Origin of the sequence: Actinoplanes sp. NPDC048796, assembly GCF_040650035.1 — a bacterium.
Taxonomy (GTDB): Bacteria; Actinomycetota; Actinomycetes; order Mycobacteriales; family Micromonosporaceae; genus Actinoplanes.
The window spans coordinates 113,331-136,554 of the sequence record NZ_JBEZGO010000003.1; the positions used below are offsets into that span (position 1 = coordinate 113,331).

Here is a 23,224-nt window from a genome sequence, read left to right on the forward strand (position 1 = left end):
CCGATATGCCCGTTGAATGATCGTGCACACTCTCCTGGCCGTCCTGCTGGCGGCGACTTTCGCAGGCGGCTTCGAGCAGCCGTACGTCGACGGCGCCTACTACCGGTACGCCGCGGGCACCCAACTAGGCCCGTGGACGGTGACCAGAGGCGACGTCGACCTGGCGAGCAACGCCCTCTGGCAGGTCACCGAGGGCCGCCAGAACCTCGACCTGGACGGCGGCCAGCAGGGCGCGGTGGCCACCACCTTCCCCACCGAGCCGTTGCTGACCTACCGCATCTCCTACGACCTGGCCGGCAACTACGCGGGCCCACCGGCGGTCAAGACCGGCGAACTCCGCGTCAACGGCAAGCTCATCCAGCCCCTGTCCTTCGACACGACAGGCAAAACGGCGACAAACATGGGCTTCGTTCGACGTACGGCGTACGTCCTGGCCAAAGGCACGTCCTTCACCCTGGAGTTCGCCAGCACAACCACCCCAGCCGGCTACGGCCCCGTCATCGACGACGTCCGGGTGGACCCCTGCCTACTGATCATCTGCCCCAGGACCAACGCCCCCGCCGCCTGACAGCCGGCCACTTCGGCCCAGTGCCCCGACCGCCTTCCCGTGGAGTCACTGCCGCGGAGACTGGCGAAGAGCACACCAGTGTGGACGCGCCACGCGACAGGGGGAGCCCTTGCCGGGTCGGGGAGCAAAGCAACCGCGACGCGCCCGCGAGTCGGGCAACTGGCGAGGACGAGCGGCTGCGGCAACGGCTGCCTTCACCGCGGCGCTGATCCTCTTCTGGTACAGCGCGGCGGTCTATTCCCAGTCGAGCGCCGCCAACTACTCACTTCCCTCCGACCCACCGGTCATCTCGGTCATCACCAGCTCCCTCATCGGCAATGTCACCGCCGACGCCGTGGTCGACCTGGGGAAGTCTCCGCTGAGGGATCGGATGTCGACAGCATCTGGTCATACGGCAAGAGCCGGTCCGCCCTCGTACTGACTCCGGAATCCGTACCGTCGACGTTCGGCTTCTCGAAGGTCAGGTCGACCTCAAGGAGCTCGAACGCAGTCGGGAACGGGACTGTGGGTCATGCGTGGACCTGAAGGGGTCCGGGCCTGAACGACTGCGGATCACCGGCACCGAGGGGACCGCTTGGAAGGGGCCAGAACCGAAGAGGCGGTCCCCGAGTTCGAGGACACGGCAACACTTCAGTGGGAGGCGAACGATCGTCTGGCAGCACGCGCCATCTTCGCGGCGGACGCGCTCGCGGTCACCGACCAGCGTTCGTTCTTCATCGCGGGGGTCGCGGCCGGTCTGGCCGGCTCCCTCATGATCCTCGCCCTGGAGTTGGCGCCATGGCGGAGATTGGCCCCATCCGTGCAGCCGCTCTATCGGGACTGGCGACGACGCCGAGCCATCCGCAGAGCCAGGGGCAAAGGAAGCGCAACACGACCGCGCAACCCGGCCGAGAACCAGCGGAAGCCTTCACGAACAGAACCGCGACGAAACCGGTAACCGCAACGCAGACACCGTGGGGTTTCCGGGGCTCGGCCCCGGAGCAGACCGGTAACCGCAACGCCGACACCGTGGGGTTTCCGGGGCTCGGCCCCGGAGCAGACCGGTAACCGCAACGCCGACACCGTGGGGTTTCCGGGGCTCGGCCCCGGAGCAGATATGACGAGACGCCCCCGGTCCGCGCTTTTCAGCGGACAGAGGGCGCCCAGCGTCTCGTGGAGCTGTGGGGATTTGAACCCCAGACCCCCTCGATGCGAACGAGGTGCGCTACCAGACTGCGCCACAGCCCCTTACCGATCCCTCGGACGCTGTCCGTGGAACCGCAGCAAGGCTAACAGGTTGCGCAGGCTTCCCGCGAACCGACCCCCACAACGCCGCTCAGGCGGTGTGGTGGCGGCCGCCCGCCTCGTAGGCCCGGCCCCGCAGGCCGCCCGTTCGGCGGTAGGAGACCGACGCTGTCGCGGCCGGGGGAAGGTCCTGGTCCAGGCCCATCGCCGCGCGGCGTACCGCCTCCTTCTGGGCCGCCAAGCGGCGCTGGGCCTCGCGGCGGGCCGCCTGGCGGCGGGCCTGTTCGCGGCGTACCTCGGCCTGGCGGGCCGCCAGCCACGCTGCCTCGCGGGCCTCCTCGCGGCGGCGTCGGCGGTCCGCTATCGCTCGGTTGCGCAGGTGGAACAGGTCGATCACCAGGAGCGTGAAGGTGACCGCGAAGCCGATCCAGAAGCCGGGGCCGACCGCGAGCACGCCGATCAGCTCGATCAGGTTGAGCAGGATCAGCGCCGCGAAGACCCGGCGACGGCGTACGACCGCTGGGGTGTGCCGGCGGGCCGGCGGGCGCCGGACCGGGCGGCGGCCCGGCTTGACCAGGCGCAGCTTGGGTTTCTGGGGCGAAGAGGACGGCGAGACCGTAACCGAGACCAGCCGGCCCGGGTTGATCGGTCGGCGTCCGGGCACGGTGCGGCGACGGCGGTGGCGCTGGAGCACCCTCGCCGTCGACGACGCCCGCTCCGCGGCCAGTCGCTCGGTGGCGTCGTACCGGCGCACGAGCGCGGGCGCGAGGGCGAGCAGACCGGCCGCGGTGAGGACGGCGAGGAGCACCGAGGTCGGCACCCTCACCCCTCCCGTCAGCTACGGGCGGTCCGCTTTACAACTCCCGGCCACGGACCGCAAGACCCAATCTCCCCGAGGCTACGGGCGCGAGCTGCGGAAATGGTCACGGCGCGCCGGGCGTGTCAGGGGCCTCCTCAGGCGCGCACGCGGCGCCAGCGGGCCAGCAGACCGCCCTCGGCGGCCACTTCCTCGCTGGTCAGGGCATATCCGAGATGGTCTCGCCAGCTGCCGTCGATGTGCATGTAGCGCTCATGGTAGGCCTCCTCGCGGAAGCCGAGCTTTTCGACGACGCGGCGGGAGGGCTTGTTCTCCGGCCGGATGTTGACCTCGATGCGGTGCAGTCCGCCGGGGCCGAAGGCGTGGTCGACCGCGAGGGCCAGCGCGGTCGGGATGACGCCGCGGCCGGCGACGCGGTGGTCGACCCAGTAGCCGGCGTAGGCCGAGCTGAACGCCCGCCGGACGATGTTGCCGAGGTTGAGGTGGCCGACCAGGCTTTCCCGGCCGTTCTCCTGCAGGCAGACCGCGAACGGCATGCTCTCACCGCGCCGGGCCGAGCGTTTCATGTCCTGGTAGACGTAGCCGAAGGCGCGCGCCGAGTTCATCTCGGCCCACGGGCCGGGCGGGGCGGACTCCCAGGGCGCCAGCCACTTCTGGTTGGCCGTGCGCACTTCGGACCAGGCGCGGCCGTCGCTGCGCTTGTAGGGGCGCAGCACGACGGGTCCGTCCGCCAGGACGGCAGGCCATCCGGGCGTGGACCCCAGCATCATCGCCTCCGGTCGAGGAGCAACACGTCCACGGTCGAGCCGGCGGCCGCCGTGGTGACGCGCTCACCGAGGACCAGCAGGCCGTTGGCCTCGGCAAGGCCGGAGAGAGTGTACGGCCCACCGGCCAGTGGCTGCACCGTGTGTCCCCCGCCGCGCCGTTCGGTGACGAACGCGGGGCGGAACTCGCGCAGGCCACCGGGCGAGGAGATGGTCTCCAGCAGGTGGGCCTTGACGCTCGGGCGGAACACCGGCTCGGCCCCCGCCAGCAGCTGAATCACCGGGTGGGCCAGCACTTCGAAGCCGATCAGGGCGGAGCCGGGCTCGCCCGGCAGGCAGATCACCGGCACCTCCTCGCCGCCGACCGTGCCGAAGCCGAGGGTGCTGCCGGGGCAGAGGGCCACGTCGGTGAACTCGACGGCGCCGCGGCCGGGATCGCGGCGGGAGAGCACCCGGCGCAGCATGTCGCCCGGGCCGGTGCCGGTCCCGCCGGTGGTGATGATCAGGTCGGCCCGCAGGGTCTGGTCTTCCAGGAGGCCGCGGAGGCCTTCCGGGTCGTCGTCACAGATGCCGATGCGGTACGCCAGGGCGCCGGCCTCGACCGCGGCGGCGGTCAGCGCGTGCGAGTTCGCGTCGACGATCTGCCCGGGCTGGCTGGGGCGGCCCACGTCGACCAGTTCGTCGCCGGTGGCCACGACCACCACGCGGGGGCTGGGCCGGACGACGACGTGCCCGATGCCGGAGGCGGCGAACGTCGCCACCATGGCCGGGGTGACGTACGCGCCCTTGGGGGCGAGCACCTGGCCGACGGCGATCTCGTCGCCGGCCCGGCGTACACCCGAGCCCCTTTTCGGCGCGTGCAGGATCTCCACGGCGGCCATGCCCTGGTCGGTCCAGTGCACCGGCACCACCACGTCGGCGCCGATCGGCAGCGGCGCGCCGGCCGCCACCGAGAAACACGTGCCCGGGGAGAGCCGGACCGGGCGCCAGCTGGACGCGCCGAGGTCGCCGACCACGTTGAGCCGGACCGGCCGGCCCTCGACCCGGCCGAAGGAGGAGGGGTGCGAGCCGACCCGGCCCGCGCCGCTGAGGTCTTCCCAGCGCGCCGCGTACCCGTCGATCGCCGCCTGGTCGAACGCCGGGTACGGGTGCGGCGCCAGCACGTCGGTGGCCAGGGTGTTGCCGTGTGCCTGGGTGAGGTCGAGGTCGAGCGGAGGCAGCGGCCGGAGCCTGCGCAGCACGCTGCCCAGGTATTCGGCGAGAGGCTTCAGCTCGTTGGCGGCCGCCTCGGCATCGGCCGTGGCCGTCATCCCCTCGCACCGCCGGCGACGAACTCGGCCAGCCAGCTCCGGAACTCCTCGCCCAGGTCGTCGCGCTTGGCCGCCAGCATGACGACCGTCTGGAGGTAGCCGAGCGGCATGCCGGTGTCGTACCGGTGGCCGCGGTAGACGATGCCGTGCACCGGGGTGCCGTCGGCCAGCAGCTGGGCCATGGCGTCGGTCAGCTGGATCTCGCCGCCGCTGCCGGGCTTGGTGTCGGCGATCGCCTCGAAGATCGAGGCGGGCAGGACGTAGCGGCCGAGGACGGCCAGGTTGCTGGGCGCCTCGTCCGGCGCGGGCTTCTCGACCAGGCCGGTGATCCGTACGACGTCGTCGCCCTCGTCCGACGGCTGCACGGAGGCGATGCCGTACCGCGAAGTCTCTGAGGGTTTGACCTCGCCCAGGGCGAGCACGATGCCGCCGGTGCGGGCCTGCAGGTCGAGCATGGCGGGCAGGAGCGGCTTGTCCTCCTCCAGGAACTCGTCGCCCAGCAGGACGGCGAACGCGTTGTCGCCGACGTGCGAGGCGGCGGTGCCGACCGCGTGGCCGAGACCCAGCGGCTCGCCCTGACGGACGGTGTAGATGTCCGCGAGCTCACTCGTACGGCGTACGGCCGCAAGCCTCTCTTTGTCGCCCTTTTCCTCGAGACGCGCCTCGACGTCGGGCCGGCGGTCGAAATGGTCGACCATCGAGGTCTTGCCACGGCCGGTGACCAGCAGGACGTCGGTGATGCCGGCGGCGGCCGCCTCCTCCACGATGTACTGAAGGACGGGACGGTCGACGACGGGCAGCAATTCCTTGGGTACGGCCTTGGTGGCGGGCAGGAATCGCGTAGCCAGACCCGCCGCGGGGATGACAGCCTTCACCGCCCGGCGGCCGGACGCTTGCGCGTTCGAGGTCATCGAATCACCGCACCTTCAAGTCGATCGAGCCCGTGACATGCAGCGAGACTATCGGCCATGTCTGTGCCCCGGCGGCCGTGGCCCGGTCGGCACGGCCGTCTGGGGATCCAAGTTTCCTTCATGAACTGTGGGGGAAACCCGCGAATTGGTCACATCTGCGGCCTCGGCCAGGCGATACGTGTCCCGGCCGGCCCGCTTGGCGGCGTACAGGGCGGCGTCGGCCGCGGCCAGCACCTGCGGCGCGGCGGCGCCATGCTCGGGAAAGACGGCGACGCCGATCGACACGGTGACCGGGATGAGCATGTCGTCGGGTCGCAGGGGATCGATCGGCACGGGCCGGTCCCGCACGGCGGCGCCGAGGCGTTCGGCCACGATCGCCCCGCCGTACGCGTCGGTCTCCGGCAGCAGCACCACGAACTCCTCCCCGCCCTGCCGGAACGCCACGTCCACCTCGCGGAGCCCGATCCGGATGCGCCGGGCGAACTCGCTCAGCACCGCGTCGCCGGCCGCGTGCCCGTACGTGTCGTTCACGTCCTTGAAGTGGTCCAGGTCGAGCACGAGAACCGTGAGCATCCGCCCGAAGCGGCTGGCCCGCTCCACCTCCCGGCGCAACGATTCACGCAGGTAACGGTAATTCCACAGGCCGGTGAGCGGATCGGTCAACGAGAGCCGTTGCGCCTCCTCGTGCATCCGCACGTTGTGCACGGCCACCCCGGCCTGTCCGGCGAAGGTCCGCAGGGTGCTCAGGTCGGCGTCGTCGAAACAGTCACCGCCGACCCGGTCGTAGAGGGCGAGGACGCCGAGGGTGCCGGGTCCGTCCTCGGCGTCGGCGGGCGCGCGGATCGGCACGGCGACGTAGCTCAGGCAGGGCGGTTCGGCCGTGGCGAGCTCGCCCCGCCCGCGGCGTGACTCCCCGCTGGCGGCGACCCCGCCCAGCACACCCTCGCCGACCGGCAGGCGCTGCTTGGGCAGGTCGGCGTCGGGCAGGTCCCAGGTGCCGGCCAGGCCGACCCCGCACTGCGGGACGAGCTGCCCGCTCACCGGGTCGATGAGCAGGACGAGACCGGCCCGGGCGCCGGTGGCGGCGAGCGCCGTGCGCAGGATGACCTGCAGTATCCGCTGGAGGTCATGGGTGCTGGAAAGCGTCTCGCCGAGGATCGCCAGGTGCCCGCGGAGCTGGTCGCGGCTGGCGGTGAGGGCCTGGACGTAGGCCTGCAGCTCGCGGGTCATGCGGTTGAAGGTGGCGGCGAGCCGGCCGAGCTCGTCCGGGCGCGGGATCGGCACGCGGGTGTCCAGGTCGCCGTCGGCCACCCGGTCGGCGGCCCAGGCCAGGTCGCCGAGCGGGCGGGTGGTGGTGCGGGCGAGCCAGCGCGCGACCAGGACGGCGGCCAGGGCCGCGGCCAGCACGAGGGCCGGGAGTACGGCGTACAGGAAAGTGGGCCGGTTCGTCGGCACGGTGATCGTGAGCGGCAGGGGCTGGCCCGGCTCCGGAGCGACGCGCCGGGTCTGGCCGGTCTCGTTCGGGCCGGTCAGCGTCACGCGGGTGCGGCTGGCGGCGCTGAGCCGGTCGAGGAACATGCCGTCGACGGTCTGCGAGGCGGCGATGGTGGTGTCGCCGACGACCGACGCGGCGGTGAGGGCGCCGCGCCCGTTCGCCGAGCAGCTCGGCCCGGTGGTCTCCGGGGCGCCGATGTCGATGCCGGTGGCCAGACCGCGCGCGATCAGCTGGCCGGCCACCGCGGCCCGATCACTTTCGGGCACCACGGCCACGGCGTCGGCCGCCGTCTGAAGTTGCCGGCAGGCGGCGGAGACACTGGTACGCACGGTGGTCGCGGCCCGGTCGAGCCGCTCGGCCGTCCGATCCCGGTTCACCGTGGTGACGGTCAGGGCGACGAAGATGGACCCGAGCAGGACCGGACCGAGCACGACCACCAAAAAGGCTGTAGTGAGTCGGCCACGTAGCGTCACGCATCCTCCCGGAAGTGGCCCTCTTTGGAGCGATGCTGACATAGTGTGCACCGTTTGCCGCTTTTCAAAAGGGGGTGTTGCATGCCCGATTTAACCGGTGACGCGGAAGGATCTCGCGCCGCCAAGATCGCACTCCGCAGTCGCCTGCTCACCGCCCGGCGTCAGGCGCCCGCCTCGGCGGCCCCTCTTCTCCACGATCAAGTGCTTGCTTTGGTACGGCGTGAGCAACCGGCCACCATCGCCGCCTACGTCCCGATCGGCACGGAACCCGGCGGACCGGAACTGATCACCGCGCTGGCGGCGCACGCGCGCGTCCTGCTCCCGGTGCTGCTGCCGGACGGAGATCTGGACTGGGCCCTGCACTCCGGTTCGCTCGAACGGGGGCCACGCGGCCTCCTCGCGCCGACCGGCCCCCGGCTGGGCGTGGAAAGCATCCGGCAGGCCGACCTGGTACTGGTGCCCGCGCTGGCGGTGGATCGCCAGGGCCTGCGATTGGGGCGCGGCGGAGGGTCGTACGACCGGGCCCTGGCTCGCATCTCCCCGGGGCCGCTGATCGTGGCGCTGCTGCACGACGGCGAACTGCTGGACGAGGTGCCGGCGGAGCCGCACGATCGGCCGGTGCACGGGGTCATCACGCCACACGGTGGTCTATTCCTGACCCGGAAGTGACGTCCGCCCAACGCTCAACCCGCCGTTCGAGTGGACGAAATGACCTCCGATGGCGCAACATTGGCACTCGGAGTTGGCGAGTGCCAACAGCCGAAAGATCCGGAGGAGCCGTGCCTACCTACCAGTACGCCTGCACCGAATGCGGCCACCAGCTCGAGGCCGTGCAGTCGTTCTCCGACCCGGCTTTGACCGAGTGCCCCGACTGCGACGGCAAGCTGCGCAAGGTGTTCAACTCGGTCGGCATCGTCTTCAAGGGTTCGGGCTTCTACCGCAACGACTCCCGCTCCGGCAACGTGAGCGCCGAGAAGTCCTCCACCAGCAACGGCGAGGCCACGAAGAAGTCCGACACGCCGGCTTCCTCGAGCGACTCGTCCGCAAGCTCGACCTCGACCTCGTCGTCGTCATCTTCGACGTCGTCGTCCTCGTCTTCGTCTTCGACGACCACAAAGGCGCCCGCCGCCTCCTGAGTCTCATCCGGAATCGCGCCAGGCTCCCCCCTGGCGCGATTCCGCGTATCCACAGCACGGCCTTCCCGCCACGTGCCGGCGACCCTTCCCCGCCTAAGCCGGCGTCCTCGCCGCCTGGGCCGGCGTCCTCCCCGCCTGGGCCGGCGCCTTCCCCGCGGTGCCAGCGTCCTCCCCGCCCGTACCAGCGTCCTCCCCGCCCGTACCAGCGCCCTCCCCGCCTGGGCCGGCGCCCTCCCGCCCGTACCAGCGCCCTCCCCCGCCCGGGCCGGCGCCCTCCCGCCCGTACCAGCGTCCTTCCCGCCCGGCCGGCGCCCTTCCCGACTGGGCCGGCGCCCTCTTCCTCGCCGCGCCTTTCTCCGCTCAGCCACCTCCACGAGGCGCCCCTACCAAAATCAGCTGAGTTGTCGCTGGTTATCCACAACCTCGGGCTGTCCACAGGCTCGGAGCGAGCGATCTCTTCTCCCGCCTAACGTCTGTCCCGGCGCCGGACCACGACGCCAGGGCGAGCGAGAGGGGACAGGACGATGGCCGGACCGAGCAAGTCCCGGCTCGGCCGGGCCATCCCCCAGCCGCACGGGACCGCAAGCCGCGAAAGCGGCGAAGGGCGCCTCGATCCCGTGCGGCGGCGTCGGCCGGCTCGCGGCACGCTGCTACGCCTCGCGGCAGTCGCGGCCCTACTGACCCTCGCCGCCCTGGTGTCGTGGTCACCCCCACCGGCCTGCGCCCCACCCGGCAACGCAGTGGCCACCCGCCCACCCGCCGACGGCACCCACTCCTCCGGCGCCCCGCCGGGGGGCTCAGTCGACGCTGCGGCGGCGGGCTCAGACGGCGCCCCGCCGAACGGCTCAGACGGCGGCCCGCCGGGCACCTCTGGGGCCGGCCCGCCGGATGACCCGATCCCCGGGTCGGGGAACCCTGCCGCGGCGCCGGATAACCCAGGCTCGGGCACGGCTGGTGGCGCCGTGCCCTCCGGCACTGTCGGCGTTCCGATCCGGCTGGCCGATCCGACGGCGCTCTCGCTGGTCAAGCCGGGCAACCGGGTCGACCTGCTCCGCCTGGACGAGAAGGGCACCACCACCTCGGTGGCCGCCGCCGCTCTCGTCCTGACGGTCACAGGCGCCTCGGACCCTACGACGGGCGGCCTGCTGCTGGCCCTGGCCCCCGACGAGGCAGAACGCGCAGTCGCCACGCCGAACCACGGCTTTGCCGTACTCATTCGCCCCGGCTGACACGGTGGGCGGCCACGCCGAGGTGGGCCGGCGGGGCCTGCGAAGGCTCCTCCGGCCGCGGTGGGCGTGCGGTCACCAGTGGGGCGGGCGGTCCTCGAGCAGGCGCTCGTCGTTGTCGAAGGAGCGTTCGCCCCAGCCACGCTCGGTGTCGTCGCGGGTCTGGTCGGGGAGGACAGGCGCCTCCTCGGACTCGAAGTCGACCTCGCGTTCGCCGTCCAAGTCGCGCTCGGGCTCATCCAGGATGTCCACGCCTAAGAGGGTAGGCCCGCGCCCCTGCGGAAGTCTTCCCCCTTCGGCTGTACCGTCGGTGAACGTGAGCAGCCCCACCGGCGTCCCGGACGACTCTTACTGGCAGCGACCGGATCCTGACTCTCCCGTGCCCGGGCCGGCCCCCGAACCCTCCGGGACCGCCCCGAAACCGGAGGCGAGCTATCCCGGACCGCCGCGGCCCACCCCGCCGTCACCGCACTGGCGGCCGCCCACGATCTCCCAGCCGCCGCCCCCGCGCAGCATGCCCGGGCAGGACATGGACGCGCTCGACGAGTCGGAGGGCTCGGCCCGCACGGTGACCTACGGCGTCGGCCTGGTCGCGGGGGCCATCGCCCTGATCCTCATGTGCCTGCTCTGCGCCCGGGTCATCTTCTGAGGGGAGCGGGCTAGTAGGTGCCCCACACGGCGGTGGCGCCCGAGTCGCCCGTCTTGTAGACGTAGTAGCCGGAGATCAGGGCCAGGACGACCAGCACCACCGCGCTGACGGCCTCGCCGATCAGGGGCAGGCGGCCGGTTCGGCGCCACGTGAGGGCGACCACGACGAGGCTGGCGATACCCAGGGCCAGCGTGAACCAGAACGTACGCGAGCCGTAGCTCATGTGGTCGTCGAGAATCTCCTTGCCCCGGCCGCTCAGGCCCTGGCCGATCAGGCGGTCGTAGAGCTCCTCACCCGAGGCTTTCGCCACGAACGTCGAGACCGGCGCGGCCACCGCGAGCAGCGCCACCGCCCAGCCCAGCTTGGGACGCCACCGCGGCACCAGCGCGTAGGCGATGGCCCCCAGGGCCAGCAACGGAACGAACACCACCGCGGCATGCAGTACGAGCGCATGCACCGGCAGGCCGTTGATCTGGTCGAACACGACGCCTCCTCATCGAACGGGTCGGCCGACAGCTTAGAAGTATCTGACGGCGCAAATGTCCTCGTGTCCGCTTACGCCCATGGTCGGCTTCTGGTTCACCTCTCGCAGGTATTCCCGCGCACAATGGTTGGGGATTCAACCGATCCGTGCTGTCATTGACCGATGCCGAACGGTGAAGACCTGCTGCGCGACCACGGGCTGCGTGTCACCAAGCCGCGCCTGGCCGTGCTGGACATCCTCACCGGCGGCGGCCATCTCGAGGTCGAGGAGATCGCCAAACGGGCCCGCGTACGCCTCGACTCCGTCTCCACCCAGGCGATCTACGACGTGCTCGGCGCTCTCTCCCGCGCCGGCCTGGCCCGGCGGCTCGAGCCGGCCGGCAGCCCGGCCAAATACGAGGCCCGGGTGGGCGACAACCACCACCACATCGTCTGCCGGGGCTGTGGCGAGATCGCCGACGTCGACTGTGTGGTCGACGAGCGCCCCTGCCTCACCCCCGCCAGCAGCCACGGGTTCCAGCTGGACGAGGCCGAGGTGACGTTCTGGGGTCTCTGCCCGGCCTGCCAGAGGCGCCGCGACGACGAGGCGTGAATTCCGGTATCTGAACGGGTTCAACTTTCGGCCGTTCGCGTGGCAGTCTGGATGTATGAGCGACGTCGGCCTGTTCGGACCGGATTCGGTCACCTGGAAACTGCACCGCGAACCGATCCTGATACTCGGCGGTCTCCGCTCCCTCTACCTTCAGGCGCTGCACCCCCGCGCCGTGGCCGGCGTCGCGCAGAACTCCGGTTACCGCGCCGACCCGTGGGGCCGCCTCTCCCGCACCTCGGCCTACGTGGCCACGGTGATCTACGGCAGCACCGACGAGGTCGAGCGGGCCTCCAGCCGCCTGCGCCGCCTGCACTCCAAGATGACCGCCGTCGACCCGCGCAGCGGTGAGACGTTCCGCGTCGACGACCCCGACCTGCTCCGCTGGGTCCACATCACCGAGGTCGAGTCGTTCCTGACCACGGCCACCCGGGCCGGCCTGCGGCTGACCCCCGACGAGATCGACCGCTACTACACCGAACAGCTCCGGGCGGCCGAACTCGTCGGCCTCGACCCCGCCACCGTGCCCGCCACCGCGGCCGAGGTGGCCGCCTACTACGACGCCGTCCGCCCCGAGCTGGGCATGACCCGCGACACCGCCGAGACAGCCCTGTTCCTGACGGTTCCGCCGGTCCCGCAGACGTGGGGGCCCCGGGCCCTCCGCCTGGGACTCACCCTGGGACCCACCCGCTGGGCGTACCTCGGCATAGCCGGCACCGCGGTGGCCCTGCTCCCGCCCTGGGCCCGTCGCCTGTACGGCGGCCTCGGCTGGCCCACCACCGACGTGACGGCCGACCTCTCGATCCGCGGGCTGCGCCTGCTGCTCTCCACGATCCTGGCCACCCTGCCCCGCCGCTACCGCGACAGCTCCATGCGCCAGGCTGCCCTCGCCCGCGCCGCCCAACCGGCCGCCGCCTGACCGCCGCCCCGAACCCCATCCCACCGACGGGCGCAGAATCCGCGAGGCGAGAAGGCGGCCCGCCGCGCCCAAGGGTTAAGGGATACCGCGCGAGACAAAACTCGGCCAGGCCGAACGCCGCAAACAATGAGGCCAAGGGGTCGGGAGGGACAGCGCGCGGGTCAGGGAGTCGTCAGGTGGGAGACCGCGGCCCAGGGCTCCTTGGCGGGAGTCTCCGCGCCGGCCGGGCAGATCTTGCGGAAGTCGCACCAACCGCAGAGCGGGCCCGGGTTCGTGGGGAACTCGGTGTCGGGGTCGGCGCCCGCGGCCACCGCTCGTTCGGCCGCCATGATGTCGCGGGCCGTGTCCTCGGCTCGGCGGACCTGGCGGGCCAGGGACTCCTCGGTGTGTTCGTGGGCCGACACCGTGCCCGTCGGCAGGTGGTGGAGCTCGACCCGGTAGCTCGGGCGGCGGAAGACCCGTTGGGCGGCGTACGCGTAAAGCGCCAGGGCCATCGAGCCTCGCGCGTCGTCGGCGTCCGTGCCCGTACGGCCGGTCTTGTAGTCGACGATCACCGCCTCGGGGCCGTTCGGGCCGGGGCGCGAGTCGATCCGGTCGGCCCGGCCGTTCAGGGCCAGCACCGCCGTCTTCGCGGCCACCGTGCGCTCGACGCCCAGCGGCTCGTCCTCCGGGTCGAGGCCGGACACGTACGTCTCCAGCCAGCCCAGGGCGGCGCGGTAGGCGGCCCGTTCCTGATCGGTGTCGCGGTAGCCCTCGCGTACCCACGTGCTCTTCAAGAGCTTGGGCAGGACGCTCGGGTCTCGCCGGTCGGCCGGCAGGCCGTACCAGTTCTTCAGCGCCGTGTGGACGCTCGCGCCCAGCGAGTTGTGCGCCCACGGCGGGCCCTTGGGCGGGGCCGGGCGCTCGACATAGGCGTACTTGTACCGCCGGGGGCAGTCGGTGAACGCGCCCAGCTTGCTCGGCGTGCACACGAACAGCCGCTCGGGCATGCCGTCGAAGCCGAGCTGCTCGGGGACACCGGTGCGGGATCTGGTGGGAGGCACCGTGCAATCCTGCCAGGCGGGTACGACAGAACCGCCGTCAGAAGGCCGCCGCGTACATCTCCACGAAGGCCGCGACCGCGTCGGCGATCAGCTGCACGGCGATCGCGGCCAGCAGCAGACCGGCGATGCGGGTCAGCACCTCGATGCCGGCCGGGCGCAGCAGTTTCACGATTACGCCGGAGAAGCGCAGCACCACCCAGACCGTGATCATGACGAGCAGGATGCCGATCGCGATCACCAGGTACTCGTCGAAACCCTCCGCACGCTGGACGAACAGCATGGTCGCGACGATGGCGCCCGGCCCGGCCAGCAATGGAGTGCCCAGCGGCACGAGCGCCACGTTGCTGGTTCCGCCCTGCTCGGCCGGCTCGTCCGTCTTGCCGGTGAGCAGCTGCAACGCGACCAGCACGAGCAGCAGACCGCCGGCGCCCTGCAGCGCGGGCAGCTGCACGTGGAGGTAGTCGAGCAGGGTCTGCCCGGCCACCGCGAAGCCGACGATCACGCCGAGCGCCAGCAGCACGGCCTGCGATCCGGCCCGCACCCTGTCCTTGGCCGCCATCGTCCCGGTCAGCGCGAGGAAGACCGGCACCATGCCGGGAGGGTCGACGATCACCAAGAGGGTCACGAAGACTTCGCCGAGGAACTTGAGATTCACCCGATCAAGGTAGGGGTCTCAGGCGCCGCCCCGCAGTTCCATGCGTCCAGCGTCACCCCAGCACAGGCACGCCGGTGGCGGCGGAGACGATTTTCTCGTACGCCGAGGCAGCCGTCAGGAACGCACCCAGCCGCACCGTCTTGTGGGTTCCATGGAAGTCCGACGATCCGGTCACGACCAGGCCGAGGCTTTCCGCGAGGGCCCGCACGTGCGCCCGCTCCTGGAGCGAATGGTCCTCGTGGTCGGCTTCCAGCCCGAACAGTCCCGCGTCGGCCAGTTCGACGATCAGCCGGTCCGGCACGACACGCCCGCGCACCGTCGCCCGCGGATGAGCGAACACCGTCACCCCACCGGCGGCCCGCACGGCCCGCACGGCCTCAAAAACATCAAGGTCCGATTTGGGTACGAAGTATCGCGCGCCCAGCCACTGCGAATGGAACGCCTCGGTCGTCGTCCGGACCAGCCCGGCCCGGATCAGCGCCTGGGCGATGTGCGGCCGTCCGACAGAACCGCCCGCCGCGTACCCGTGCACCTCTTCCCAGGTGATCGGCACGCCGTCGGCCGCCAGCTTGTTCACGATCTTCTCGGCCCGCTGCTCGCGGTCGGTGCGCAGCCGGGCCAGGTCGCCCGCGAGCCGCGGCTCGTCCGGGTCGAACAGGTAGGCGAGCATGTGCAGGGCGATCGGCGGCTCGGCGCCGTGCCAGCGGCAGGACAGTTCAGCCCCGCGCACCAGTTGCAGGCCCTCGGGCCGGGCCGCCGCGGCCGCCTGCCAGCCGCCGGTGGTGTCGTGGTCGGTGATCGCCATGACGTCCAGACCGGCCTCGGCGCCCGCCTTGACCAGCTCAGCGGGGGTCAGAGTGCCGTCGCTGGCGGTCGAATGGCAGTGCAGGTCGATTCGGGTCACCTGAGAACGCTACCGGCCGCGTGTATCGGGCTGCCGCTCGACAGCCCGATCCGTACGTCACATCGCACTGCTATGCGTCGTCGCCTTCGCTGTCCTTGCCGAGTCGCGCCTCGACGGCCTGCGGCTCGTACATCTCCTCGACCACGCGCAGGTAGAGCTCATTCGGGTTGGGCAGGTACTTGACCTCGCGCAACGCCTGGTCCTGGCCGGCCGACTCGAGCACGAACGTGCCGTAGCTGAGCATGCGGCCGAGCGCCGACTGCTCGTACTTCATGTCGGTGACCCTCAACAGGGGCATCATGGCCACCCGGCGGGTGACGATGCCGTTGACGACCATGACCCGCTTGTTGGTCAGGATGAACCGGTCGAAGTACCAGTCGAAGACCTTCCAGGCGACCCAGCTGATCACGCCGAGCCAGATCAGGACGGCCACTGTCACCAGACCGTTGACGTTCTGCCGGGTCAGGAAGCCGGCCAGGTAGCCCAGCGCGAGGGTCGCGCCGGCGCCGATGCCGAGCGGGGTGGAGAGGCTGATCCAATGTCTCTTCCACTCGCCGCGGTAGCGCTCGGTCGGGAAGAGATAGCGGGCGACCAGTGTGGTCGGTTCGTCCTCGAGGGGCAGGACCCGCCGTGGACCGCTGCCGCCCTCGGGGCCGAGGCCCGCGAGTTCCTCCTCGGTGATGACCGGGCGCTCGTACTCGTCGCCGAGGTCACCGTCGGAGGCGTAGCCCGCACTGGGAGAGTAGCCGGCGTCAGGCGAGTAGCCGGCGTCGGGCGAATAGCCAGGACCGTCCGAATAGGCACGGCGCCGGGCGTACGTGGACACGTCGTCGAACGCCTCGTCGTTGTACCCGTAGTTCTCGTCGTCCTCCGGAGGGCGGCCTGCGCCCTCGCCTCGAGGCTCGCGCGGCTCAGCAGGACCACCCATGTGGTGATGCTAAGCGACGAGGTTCGTAAAGAACGTGCCGAAGCCCCGGGCAATATCGGCGATCGTGCCTCCGAGTGACTCGAAGACCGATGCGGCCGAGTTCGGGTTGAAGGCGATGAAAAAGATCAAGAACGCGATACCAAGCCAGGTCAGAACCTTCTTGATCATGGCGGGCCTTCTCCTGTGGGTGCGGGTGACGGTCAGCGCCGCGGCAGTACTGACGGTATCAGCTTCGTCGCTCGGTGTGAACAATGTGGCCGAAAAGCCGATACCGTCCCCGCAGGTCAAGGCCCGGCGTTCAGGCTTTTCCGTGCAGACACGGTGACGGCGCTCCGTACACGAGCTCGGACGGCACCCCCTCGGAGAGGTCGTGCAGCACGACGTGCTCCGCGAGGAAGTAGCCCGCGCTTGCGGGCCACGCTACCGCATAGAGCCACATTCCTTTCGCCTCACTCACGTACGCACTTCGATCCTCCGGGGACTTGACGCACCACAGTGGAGTGGGGTGTCCAGCCGCCTTGATCTTGGCGTGCGGTCCAGGGTGGCCACTCGGATCGGCCAGCGCTTCGGCGATCAGATAGCCGGGGTCGATGCCGGGGATTCCGGCGAATCTGGTGCCCAGTCCGACGCCCGGCTGCTCGGCGATCAACATGACGTCGGCCGGCCCGCCGGCGAGCGGCTCGGGGCCGCTGCAGGCGACCGCGGTGGCGCGCACGCCGCGGCGGTCGTCGCCGGCCCAGCCGACTCCCGTGACCATCCACCCCGCCGGCAGCGGCCAGGGGCACCAGAACGGCACCTTCTCGGGCGACGAGCCCTGCCGTCGCAGCATGCTGTCGACGATGTCCGCGTTGATGTGCTCGGCCACGTGGAAGGGGGGCACATCACCGCAGTTGTCACAGCGCCAGTCGCTGTGCATCAGGTCCGGCTTCCGAACCTGTGCACCACACCTGGGGCAACTCACCGTGACACCCACATCCACTACCGTGCGGCCCGCGCGGGCCCTCGTCAAGCGGATCCGCAGAACCCGGACGTATCAGCGAGATTCACCCGGGCGGGGGTCCCGCGTGGGCGCGAATCCAGGCGTGCATCGCGATGCCACTGGCCACTCCCGCGTTGATGGAGCGCGTCGAGCCGTACTGGGCAATCGAGAAGAGCTCCGCGCACGCACCCCGCGCCGCCTCGGAGAGCCCGGGCCCCTCCTGGCCGAAGAGCAGCACGCAGCGCTCGGGCAGCGTCGTGGTCTCCATCGGCCGTGAACCCGGCAGATTGTCGATCCCGATCACCGGCAGGTCCTGCCCGGCCGCCCAGCCGGTGAACTCCTCGATGGTCGGGTGGTGCCGCACGTGCTGGTAACGATCAGTGACCATGGCGCCACGGCGGTTCCACCGGCGTGACCCCACGATGTGCACCTCGGCGGCGAGAAAGGCGTTCGCGTTGCGCACCACGGTGCCGATGTTGAAGTCGTGCTGCCAGTTCTCGATGGCGACGTGGAAGCCGTGCCGGCGGGTGTCCAGATCGTCGACCACGGCCTCGCGGCGCCAGTATCGGTAGCGGTCCACGACGTTGCGGCGATCGCCGTTGGCCAGCAGTTCCGGGTCGTACCGCTCGTCGGTGGGCCACTGCCCGGGCCAGGGGCCGACGCCCACTTCGGCGGACTCGTCCTCACCGATCATCATGGGCGGTTACGGTACCCATCCACCGGGAGACGCAATGAGCGGCGGGGCCCTCCCCGGCACCCGCCGCCCACGCTTTGGTGGGGCAAGTCTGCCTTACCGTCCGTATCTATGTGAAGAAAGCTCAGCTGTGACCCAGGTCACATTTAAGTTTGTTGCCTATTACCCTGGGCAAGATGGATCTCTAAAACCTGTGACAAATCGGGCGCCGCGAGTTGCTTGGTTAATCAGAGCGTTCCCCTCACCTATCGTTACGATGGGTGGCCTACGGCCCACCCCGTGTCCCGAATTCGTGCTGCAGACCACGTGTCATCCGCCCCGGAGGCGGGAATGGCGAGTGGGACGGATGGGTTTCACCGCACGAAAGCCAAATTCCCGTGGACGGAGACATCATGGCGACGGTTGCGCTGACCGCTGAGAACTTCGACGAGGTGACCGGCAAGGACGGAATCGTCCTGGTCGACTTCTGGGCTAGCTGGTGCGGGCCGTGCGTTCGCTTCGCGCCCACCTACGAGCGGTCTTCGGAAAAGCACGAGAACATCACGTTCGGCAAGGTCGACACCGAGGCCGAGCAGGCGCTCGCCGCGAAGTTCGACATCCGCTCGATCCCGACGATCATGGCCGTCCGCGACGGCGTCATCGTCTTCTCGCAGCCCGGGGCGCTCCCCGAGTCGGCCCTCGAGAACCTGATCGAGCAGGTCGAGAAGCTGGACATGGACGAGGTGCGCCAGCAGCTCGCCGCGCACAGCCACTGATCACATAGATACCTCGGAAACCCGCCGCCCGCCTGGGCCGGCGGGTTTTTCGTTGGTACGCGTGTTCGACTGGACAGGCGCATCGAACACGTGTTCGAATATCCGCCATGCGATGGTCCAACCTGTCGATCTCGGCGGACGGCTCGCTCCTCGACAGGGCAGCGCCGGCGGCTCCACCCCTGCCGCTGGCGCTGCCCGGTGCCACCGTCCGCACGTTCGACACCCCCGGCTTCGCCGGCATGACGTTCTACGAGGTCCAGGCGAAAAGCCTGATCAACCGAGTGCCGGGCGCCTCGCGGGTGCCGTTCGAGTGGGAGTGGACCGTCAATCCCTATCGCGGGTGCTCGCACGCCTGCTCGTACTGCCTGTCCGGCGACACGCCGATCCTGATGGCCGACGGCACCAGCCGCCCGCTGGCCGAGCTGCGCCGGGGCGACGCCATCATGGGCACCATGGGCGCCGGCGCCTGCCGGCGGTATGTGCCGACCACCGTGCTCGACCACTGGTCGACCACCAAACCGGCCTTCCGGGTCACCCTGGCCGACGGCACCCGGCTGGTCGCCAGCGGCGACCACCGCTTCCTCACCGCCCGCGGCTGGCGACACGTGAGCCCGGCCGAGGCCCACCAGCCCGCGCTGGCCGTCGGCGATCTGATGTTCGGCGTCGGCCGCTTCGCCGAGCCGCCCAAACAGTCACATGACTATCAGGCCGGTTTCCTCTGCGGCCTGGTCCGCGGTGACACCGCCGGCCTCGACCGGGCCCGGGAGCGCGCCGAGCGCTACCTCGAGGACGTTCCGCTGCACGAAGCGCTGCGCTGGCCCGAGACGCCCACCGACGGGTGGCGCCGGGGCTTTCTGGCCGGCGCGTTCGGCTCGGTGGGCCGCGCCGACCGGCTGGCCATCTCGTTCACCAGCGCCGATCGCCAGTTCCTGAGCCGGGTGACCGAGGCGCTGACCCAGCTCGGCCTGCCGAGCCGCGGCCCGGTGCGCGGCAACGGCGTCGTCGAGCTCGACCGTGACCTCTGGGCCGCCCTGCGGTTCCGCCACCTCACCGGCGTCGAGGGCGCGCCGCTGGACGCGTCCGGGGTCGGCGTGCGGGCCGGCCGTCAACTCGCCGTCGTCGACATCGAGGACCTCGGTCTCACCCTGCCGCTGTTCGACATCACGACCGGCACGAGCGACTTCATCGCCGACGGCGTGGTCAGCCACAACTGCTTCGCGCGGCACACACACAGCTACCTCGACCTCGACACCGGACACGACTTCGACTCCAAGATCGTGGTCAAGGTCAACGCGGGCGAGCTGATCCGCCGCGAGCTCGCCGCGCCCCGCTGGTCCGGCGCCCCGATCGCGATGGGCACCAACGTCGACGTCTACCAGCGGGCCGAGGGACGCTACAAGCTGATGCCCCAGATCCTGGCCGCGCTGCGCGACCACGCGAACCCGTTCTCCATCCTCACCAAGGGCACGCTCATCCTGCGCGACCTCGAACTGCTGAAACAGGCGGCCGAGGTCACCCGGGTGGGTCTTTCCTTCTCGGTCGGCTTCGTCGACGAGCGGGCCTGGCGCGCGGTCGAGTCGGGCACGCCGAGCCCGCGGCGGCGGCTCGACGCGGTCCGGCGGCTCACCGACGCCGGCTTCGCGATCGGCGTCCTGATGGCGCCCATCCTGCCCGGCCTCACCGACACCGACGAGTCGATCGACGAGACCGTCGCCGCCATCGCGGCCGCCGGCGCCACCAGCGTCACGCCGCTCCCGCTGCATCTGCGGCCGGGTGCCCGCGAGTGGTATGCGTCCTGGCTGACCCGCACCCATCCGGAACTCGCCCCGCGCTACCGCGAGCTGTACGGCAACGGCTCGTACTCACCGCAGTCGTATCAGCACGAGGTGGTGGCGCGGGTGCGGATGGCGGCCCGCCGGCACGGGCTGCACCGGGCCACCCCGGCCGAGGCCCGGGCGATCGCCGAGACCGAGCGGCCGGAGCAGTTGACGCTGCTGTGATCGCATTACAGTCGAGGGCATGAGGAGCGCACAGCAGATCCTGGCCGAGGCCAATGTCATCGCGGTGGTCGGCGCCTCCCGCGATCCATGGAAGCCCTCCCATTCCGTACCGCTCCAGATGCAGCGCCACGGCTGGCGGATCATCCCGGTCAACCCGTACGCCGATGAGATCTTCGGGGTCAAGGCGTACCGCACCCTGGCCGACATCGACGAGCCGATCGACCTGGTCGACGTCTTCCGGCCCTCGTACGACGCGGTCGACGTGGTCCGCCAGGCGGTCGCGATCAAAGCGCCGGCGGTGTGGCTGCAGAGCGGCATCGCCTCGGCCGAGGCGCGGCGGATCGCCGAGGAAGCGGGCATCGACTACATCGAGGACCGTTGCCTCGCCGTCGAGCGGGCGGTCGGGCAGCTCACCAAGCTCGAATAAGTCACCTACCGTGTTCTCCCCTGTACCCCGGCTAGTACCGTGCCGGGGAACGAGGAGGACCTGATGACCTATCCCCCCGGTGGCACGCCGGACCCATACCAGCCGCAGCAGCCCTACGGGCAGCAGCCTTACGACCCGACCAGCGGACAGCCGTACGGCGCGCAGCCGTCCAGCGGCCAGCCGTACGGGGCCCAGCCGTCCAGCGGGCAGCCGTACAGCGGCCAGCCCGGCTACGGTCAGCCGGGCTACGGCCAGCCCGGCTACGGCCAGCCCTACGGCGCCCAGCCCGGTTACGGCGCGCCCTACCAGCCGGTGACCAGCACCAACACGCTGGCCATCCTGGCGCTGGTGTTCGCCTTCATCTTCTCGCCGGCCGCGATCGTCATGGGGCACATCGCCAAGAAGCAGATCCGCCAGACCGGCGAGCAGGGCGACGGCCTCGCCACCGCCGGCCTGTGGCTGGGCTACATCTTCACCGCCCTGGGCGTGCTGGTCTGCGTCGGCTACATCATCCTCGGCATCGCCGTCGCGAGCAGCGGAAGCACCTCGCCGTGATCCGCGCGGGCCGGCCGGTCACCCGGCCGGCCCGCGGGGTCCTCAGCGGAACTCGGCCTCGCGCACGCTGTTGCCGCCGTCCACCACGAGCATCTGCCCGGTGATGTACGACGCGGCCGGCGAGCAGAGGAAGGCGATCGCCGCCGCCACCTCGTCCGGAGTGCCCGGTCGCCCGATCGGCGTACCCAGACCCTGCTTGATCTCGGTGACCGTCGACGCCGCCGTGTAAATCGTCCCCGGCGCCACACAGTTGACGTTCACCCCGTCGGCCACCAGCTCCATCGCCAGGGCCCGGGTCAGGCCGACCACGCCGGCCTTCGCCGCCGCGTACGCCGCCTCGGTCGGCAGCGCGTTCACCGGCCCGGCGGTCGCCGCCAGGTTCACGATCCGGCCCCAGCCGCGCTCGGCCATGCCGCCCTGGAAGGCCCGGCTGCACAGGAACGCCGTACTGAGATTCCGGTCGATCTCCGACTTCCACTCGTCGTAGGTCAACTGCGCCACCGGCCGCAGCACCTCCGGGCTGGCCCGGCTGGCCAGTCCGGCGTTGTTCACCAGCACCTCGACATCACCGAGCTGGTCGGAAATGGCGTCGGCGAGCGCACCGACCTCGGCCTCATCCGTCAGATCGGCCACGAACCCGGTCACTCCGAGTTCCGACGCCCGCTCATGAATACGCCGCGTGGTCGACACGATGGCCACCCGGGCCCCGAGATCCCGCAGCCGCCGCGCCGTCGCATAGCCGATGCCGTCCGGACTGCCGGCCCCGGTGACCAGGGCAACCTTGCCGTCCAGCCGCAGCGTGACCGGCGCCTCTTCCGGTTCCGTCGCTTCCACGTAGATCCCCATCCCACCAGACATCTAAAACCGGCACACCCTGCGCGGCCCCCAGTAACGGCCCCACCGCCACGCTCCGCACCGGAACCCTGCGGCGATCCTGCCCCGTCACCTCACCCAGAGCAAACATCGCCCCCGCCGTGGCGCACCCGTGGTCCGCCTAAGTCTCAACCCCCGCCACGCCATCTCCCCGTCTCACTCACGCACGTTCCGCGGTACGGGATGAAGCCCTGCACCCGCCGCCACCACCCCACGCCGCGCTCTCCTGGCGTGACAGCCCTCCTCGACGGCGCGCTTTCTGTCACATGCGCGTCTTTTGTCTCTCCGCTTTCACCACGAGCCACTCAGCACGCTGCTCGGCAGGCCCTCCTTCCACTACCGACAATCCTCACGCCCAGCCCAACTCACCACACGGTTCCCGTCGCGCCACTGACCATGCTGCTCCCTCGAGCCCTCCTCCACTACCGGCATCCTCCCGCCCAGTCCGACCACTACGCGGTGCTCCGGCTGAAGCCGACCTTCACGCCGCTACCCACGGCCGATTGCACCGCCAGCGTGCTGCGGTCGCCGCCCAACCCACCAGCTGGCTTGGGGAAGGAAGTTCAGCCCACAAGGAACGCGGAATGGAAATCCGCGACAAGGCGGGGCGCGCGAGGGAGGGGCGAGCCCGCGAGGTACGAAGACGAGCCAAGAGGCGCCAAGGCGACGGCGCGACGACATGAGGGCGAGGCGCCAAGGGCGAGGCACGACGGGCAAGGCGCCAAGGGCAAGGCACGACGGGCAAGGCGCCAAGGGCAAGGCACGACGGGCAAGGCGCCAAGGGCAAGGCACGACGGGCAAGGCGCCAAGGGCAAGGCACGACGGGCAAGGCGCCAAGGGCAAGGCA

At 70.8% G+C, this 23,224-nt stretch carries 26 protein-coding genes and 1 tRNA gene; 11 read left to right on the forward strand and 16 right to left on the reverse strand.

From position 1 onward, the window contains the following. The first annotated feature begins 16 nt into the window (after nt 1-16). Entirely contained in the window at nt 17-568 is a 552-nt protein-coding gene (locus AB0C26_RS14225) for a DUF642 domain-containing protein (protein ID WP_360246753.1), read from the forward strand. A gap of 1,153 nt (nt 569-1,721) precedes the next feature. Here AB0C26_RS14225 and AB0C26_RS14230 read toward each other — a convergent pair. The 6 genes from AB0C26_RS14230 to AB0C26_RS14255 all read right to left on the reverse strand — a co-directional run bounded on the left by AB0C26_RS14230 (nt 1,722) and on the right by AB0C26_RS14255 (nt 7,562). Next, nucleotides 1,722-1,795: transfer RNA gene (locus tag AB0C26_RS14230), tRNA-Ala, on the reverse strand. Between the two features lie 88 nt (nt 1,796-1,883). After that, a complete protein-coding gene (locus AB0C26_RS14235) occupies nt 1,884-2,612 on the reverse strand; it encodes a hypothetical protein (protein ID WP_360246755.1) in 729 nt (242 codons plus the stop codon). Nucleotides 2,613-2,746: 134 nt separating this feature from the next. Next, nucleotides 2,747-3,379, reverse strand: a complete 633-nt coding sequence (locus tag AB0C26_RS14240; protein WP_360246757.1) for a GNAT family protein — start codon at nt 3,377-3,379, stop codon at nt 2,747-2,749. After that, nucleotides 3,376-4,683, reverse strand: a complete 1,308-nt coding sequence (gene glp, locus AB0C26_RS14245) for a gephyrin-like molybdotransferase Glp (RefSeq protein ID WP_360246759.1) — start codon at nt 4,681-4,683, stop codon at nt 3,376-3,378. The genes AB0C26_RS14240 and glp overlap by 4 nt, the downstream gene beginning before the upstream one ends. Beyond that, nucleotides 4,680-5,594: a UTP--glucose-1-phosphate uridylyltransferase gene (locus tag AB0C26_RS14250; RefSeq protein ID WP_360246761.1), complete on the reverse strand. Its 915-nt coding sequence runs from the start codon at nt 5,592-5,594 to the stop codon at nt 4,680-4,682. Before AB0C26_RS14250 ends, glp begins: the two co-directional genes overlap by 4 nt. A gap of 48 nt (nt 5,595-5,642) precedes the next feature. Then, nucleotides 5,643-7,562: a diguanylate cyclase gene (locus AB0C26_RS14255; protein ID WP_360246763.1), complete on the reverse strand. Its 1,920-nt coding sequence runs from the start codon at nt 7,560-7,562 to the stop codon at nt 5,643-5,645. 81 nt (nt 7,563-7,643) lie between these two features. Here AB0C26_RS14255 and AB0C26_RS14260 point away from each other — a divergent pair, with 81 nt between their 5' ends. From AB0C26_RS14260 to AB0C26_RS14270, 3 genes are all read left to right on the forward strand, one after another. Beyond that, entirely contained in the window at nt 7,644-8,231 is a 588-nt protein-coding gene (locus tag AB0C26_RS14260; protein WP_360246765.1) for a 5-formyltetrahydrofolate cyclo-ligase, read from the forward strand. A 110-nt stretch (nt 8,232-8,341) separates the two neighbouring features. Further along, nucleotides 8,342-8,698 (forward strand): FmdB family zinc ribbon protein, encoded by a 357-nt coding sequence (locus AB0C26_RS14265; protein WP_360246766.1) that lies wholly within the window; start codon nt 8,342-8,344, stop codon nt 8,696-8,698. Between the two features lie 962 nt (nt 8,699-9,660). Further along, complete coding sequence (locus AB0C26_RS14270; RefSeq protein ID WP_360246768.1) at nt 9,661-9,927, forward strand: hypothetical protein; 267 nt, start codon at nt 9,661-9,663, stop codon at nt 9,925-9,927. 72 nt (nt 9,928-9,999) lie between these two features. Here the strand turns inward: AB0C26_RS14270 and AB0C26_RS14275 are convergent, their stop codons facing one another. Next, on the reverse strand, nt 10,000-10,176 hold the full coding sequence (locus AB0C26_RS14275) for a hypothetical protein (RefSeq protein ID WP_203777796.1): 177 nt from the start codon (nt 10,174-10,176) through the stop codon (nt 10,000-10,002). Between the two features lie 64 nt (nt 10,177-10,240). On the opposite strand from AB0C26_RS14275, the gene AB0C26_RS14280 reads away from it, so the two are divergent. Beyond that, nucleotides 10,241-10,573, forward strand: coding sequence for a translation initiation factor 2 (locus AB0C26_RS14280; RefSeq protein ID WP_360246770.1), 333 nt, complete (start codon nt 10,241-10,243; stop codon nt 10,571-10,573). A 10-nt stretch (nt 10,574-10,583) separates the two neighbouring features. Here AB0C26_RS14280 and AB0C26_RS14285 read toward each other — a convergent pair whose 3' ends face one another. Further along, on the reverse strand, nt 10,584-11,057 hold the full coding sequence (locus AB0C26_RS14285; protein ID WP_360246772.1) for a DUF2231 domain-containing protein: 474 nt from the start codon (nt 11,055-11,057) through the stop codon (nt 10,584-10,586). Between the two features lie 162 nt (nt 11,058-11,219). Here AB0C26_RS14285 and AB0C26_RS14290 point away from each other — a divergent pair, with 162 nt between their 5' ends. Both AB0C26_RS14290 and AB0C26_RS14295 read left to right on the forward strand, forming a co-directional pair. Further along, nucleotides 11,220-11,648, forward strand: coding sequence for a Fur family transcriptional regulator (locus AB0C26_RS14290; protein ID WP_360246774.1), 429 nt, complete (start codon nt 11,220-11,222; stop codon nt 11,646-11,648). A 55-nt stretch (nt 11,649-11,703) separates the two neighbouring features. After that, nucleotides 11,704-12,564: an oxygenase MpaB family protein gene (locus AB0C26_RS14295; RefSeq protein WP_360246776.1), complete on the forward strand. Its 861-nt coding sequence runs from the start codon at nt 11,704-11,706 to the stop codon at nt 12,562-12,564. Nucleotides 12,565-12,725: 161 nt separating this feature from the next. Here AB0C26_RS14295 and AB0C26_RS14300 read toward each other — a convergent pair whose 3' ends face one another. From AB0C26_RS14300 to AB0C26_RS14330, 7 genes are all read right to left on the reverse strand, one after another. Further along, the gene (locus tag AB0C26_RS14300) at nt 12,726-13,553 is read right to left on the reverse strand and encodes a PD-(D/E)XK nuclease family protein (protein WP_360248225.1); all 828 of its coding nucleotides are present in this window, start codon (nt 13,551-13,553) and stop codon (nt 12,726-12,728) included. Between the two features lie 91 nt (nt 13,554-13,644). Further along, nucleotides 13,645-14,262 carry a MarC family protein gene (locus AB0C26_RS14305; RefSeq protein ID WP_360246778.1) on the reverse strand — a complete coding sequence of 206 codons (618 nt, stop codon included), beginning with the start codon at nt 14,260-14,262 and terminating at the stop codon, nt 13,645-13,647. A gap of 52 nt (nt 14,263-14,314) precedes the next feature. Further along, nucleotides 14,315-15,166 carry a PHP domain-containing protein gene (locus tag AB0C26_RS14310; protein WP_360246780.1) on the reverse strand — a complete coding sequence of 284 codons (852 nt, stop codon included), beginning with the start codon at nt 15,164-15,166 and terminating at the stop codon, nt 14,315-14,317. Between the two features lie 70 nt (nt 15,167-15,236). After that, nucleotides 15,237-16,094: a PH domain-containing protein gene (locus AB0C26_RS14315; protein ID WP_360246782.1), complete on the reverse strand. Its 858-nt coding sequence runs from the start codon at nt 16,092-16,094 to the stop codon at nt 15,237-15,239. A gap of 9 nt (nt 16,095-16,103) precedes the next feature. Continuing rightward, nucleotides 16,104-16,382: a hypothetical protein gene (locus tag AB0C26_RS14320; RefSeq protein ID WP_360248351.1), complete on the reverse strand. Its 279-nt coding sequence runs from the start codon at nt 16,380-16,382 to the stop codon at nt 16,104-16,106. A 10-nt stretch (nt 16,383-16,392) separates the two neighbouring features. Next, nucleotides 16,393-17,073 (reverse strand): DUF6758 family protein, encoded by a 681-nt coding sequence (locus AB0C26_RS14325; RefSeq protein WP_360248227.1) that lies wholly within the window; start codon nt 17,071-17,073, stop codon nt 16,393-16,395. A gap of 64 nt (nt 17,074-17,137) precedes the next feature. After that, entirely contained in the window at nt 17,138-17,770 is a 633-nt protein-coding gene (locus AB0C26_RS14330) for an RNA methyltransferase (RefSeq protein WP_360246784.1), read from the reverse strand. 389 nt (nt 17,771-18,159) lie between these two features. On the opposite strand from AB0C26_RS14330, the gene trxA reads away from it, so the two are divergent. The 4 genes from trxA to AB0C26_RS14350 all read left to right on the forward strand — a co-directional run bounded on the left by trxA (nt 18,160) and on the right by AB0C26_RS14350 (nt 21,504). Beyond that, nucleotides 18,160-18,522, forward strand: coding sequence for a thioredoxin (gene trxA / locus AB0C26_RS14335; RefSeq protein ID WP_097318692.1), 363 nt, complete (start codon nt 18,160-18,162; stop codon nt 18,520-18,522). A gap of 107 nt (nt 18,523-18,629) precedes the next feature. Beyond that, nucleotides 18,630-20,522, forward strand: a complete 1,893-nt coding sequence (locus tag AB0C26_RS14340) for an intein-containing Rv2578c family radical SAM protein (protein ID WP_360246786.1) — start codon at nt 18,630-18,632, stop codon at nt 20,520-20,522. A 19-nt stretch (nt 20,523-20,541) separates the two neighbouring features. Beyond that, on the forward strand, nt 20,542-20,949 hold the full coding sequence (locus tag AB0C26_RS14345) for a CoA-binding protein (protein WP_360246788.1): 408 nt from the start codon (nt 20,542-20,544) through the stop codon (nt 20,947-20,949). A gap of 63 nt (nt 20,950-21,012) precedes the next feature. Beyond that, complete coding sequence (locus AB0C26_RS14350; RefSeq protein ID WP_360246790.1) at nt 21,013-21,504, forward strand: DUF4190 domain-containing protein; 492 nt, start codon at nt 21,013-21,015, stop codon at nt 21,502-21,504. Between the two features lie 42 nt (nt 21,505-21,546). On the opposite strand, the gene AB0C26_RS14355 is transcribed toward AB0C26_RS14350, so the two are convergent. Next, nucleotides 21,547-22,338, reverse strand: a complete 792-nt coding sequence (locus tag AB0C26_RS14355) for an SDR family NAD(P)-dependent oxidoreductase (RefSeq protein ID WP_360246791.1) — start codon at nt 22,336-22,338, stop codon at nt 21,547-21,549. Between the last annotated feature and the right edge of the window lie 886 nt (nt 22,339-23,224).

Excerpts from the sequence above, each read along its gene's own strand:
- AB0C26_RS14225 (WP_360246753.1), top strand. The coding sequence starts at position 17 with ATGATCGTGCACACTCTCCTGGCCGTCCTGCTGGCGGCGACTTTCGCA.
- AB0C26_RS14240 (WP_360246757.1), bottom strand. The coding sequence starts at position 3,379 with ATGATGCTGGGGTCCACGCCCGGATGGCCTGCCGTCCTGGCGGACGGA.
- glp (WP_360246759.1), bottom strand. The coding sequence starts at position 4,683 with ATGACGGCCACGGCCGATGCCGAGGCGGCCGCCAACGAGCTGAAGCCT.
- AB0C26_RS14250 (WP_360246761.1), bottom strand. The coding sequence starts at position 5,594 with ATGACCTCGAACGCGCAAGCGTCCGGCCGCCGGGCGGTGAAGGCTGTC.
- AB0C26_RS14260 (WP_360246765.1), top strand. The coding sequence starts at position 7,644 with ATGCCCGATTTAACCGGTGACGCGGAAGGATCTCGCGCCGCCAAGATC.
- AB0C26_RS14290 (WP_360246774.1), top strand. The coding sequence starts at position 11,220 with ATGCCGAACGGTGAAGACCTGCTGCGCGACCACGGGCTGCGTGTCACC.
- AB0C26_RS14295 (WP_360246776.1), top strand. The coding sequence starts at position 11,704 with ATGAGCGACGTCGGCCTGTTCGGACCGGATTCGGTCACCTGGAAACTG.
- AB0C26_RS14300 (WP_360248225.1), bottom strand. The coding sequence starts at position 13,553 with ATGCCCGAGCGGCTGTTCGTGTGCACGCCGAGCAAGCTGGGCGCGTTC.
- AB0C26_RS14315 (WP_360246782.1), bottom strand. The coding sequence starts at position 16,094 with ATGGGTGGTCCTGCTGAGCCGCGCGAGCCTCGAGGCGAGGGCGCAGGC.
- AB0C26_RS14330 (WP_360246784.1), bottom strand. The coding sequence starts at position 17,770 with ATGATGATCGGTGAGGACGAGTCCGCCGAAGTGGGCGTCGGCCCCTGG.
- trxA (WP_097318692.1), top strand. The coding sequence starts at position 18,160 with ATGGCGACGGTTGCGCTGACCGCTGAGAACTTCGACGAGGTGACCGGC.
- AB0C26_RS14340 (WP_360246786.1), top strand. The coding sequence starts at position 18,630 with ATGCGATGGTCCAACCTGTCGATCTCGGCGGACGGCTCGCTCCTCGAC.
- AB0C26_RS14345 (WP_360246788.1), top strand. The coding sequence starts at position 20,542 with ATGAGGAGCGCACAGCAGATCCTGGCCGAGGCCAATGTCATCGCGGTG.
- AB0C26_RS14350 (WP_360246790.1), top strand. The coding sequence starts at position 21,013 with ATGACCTATCCCCCCGGTGGCACGCCGGACCCATACCAGCCGCAGCAG.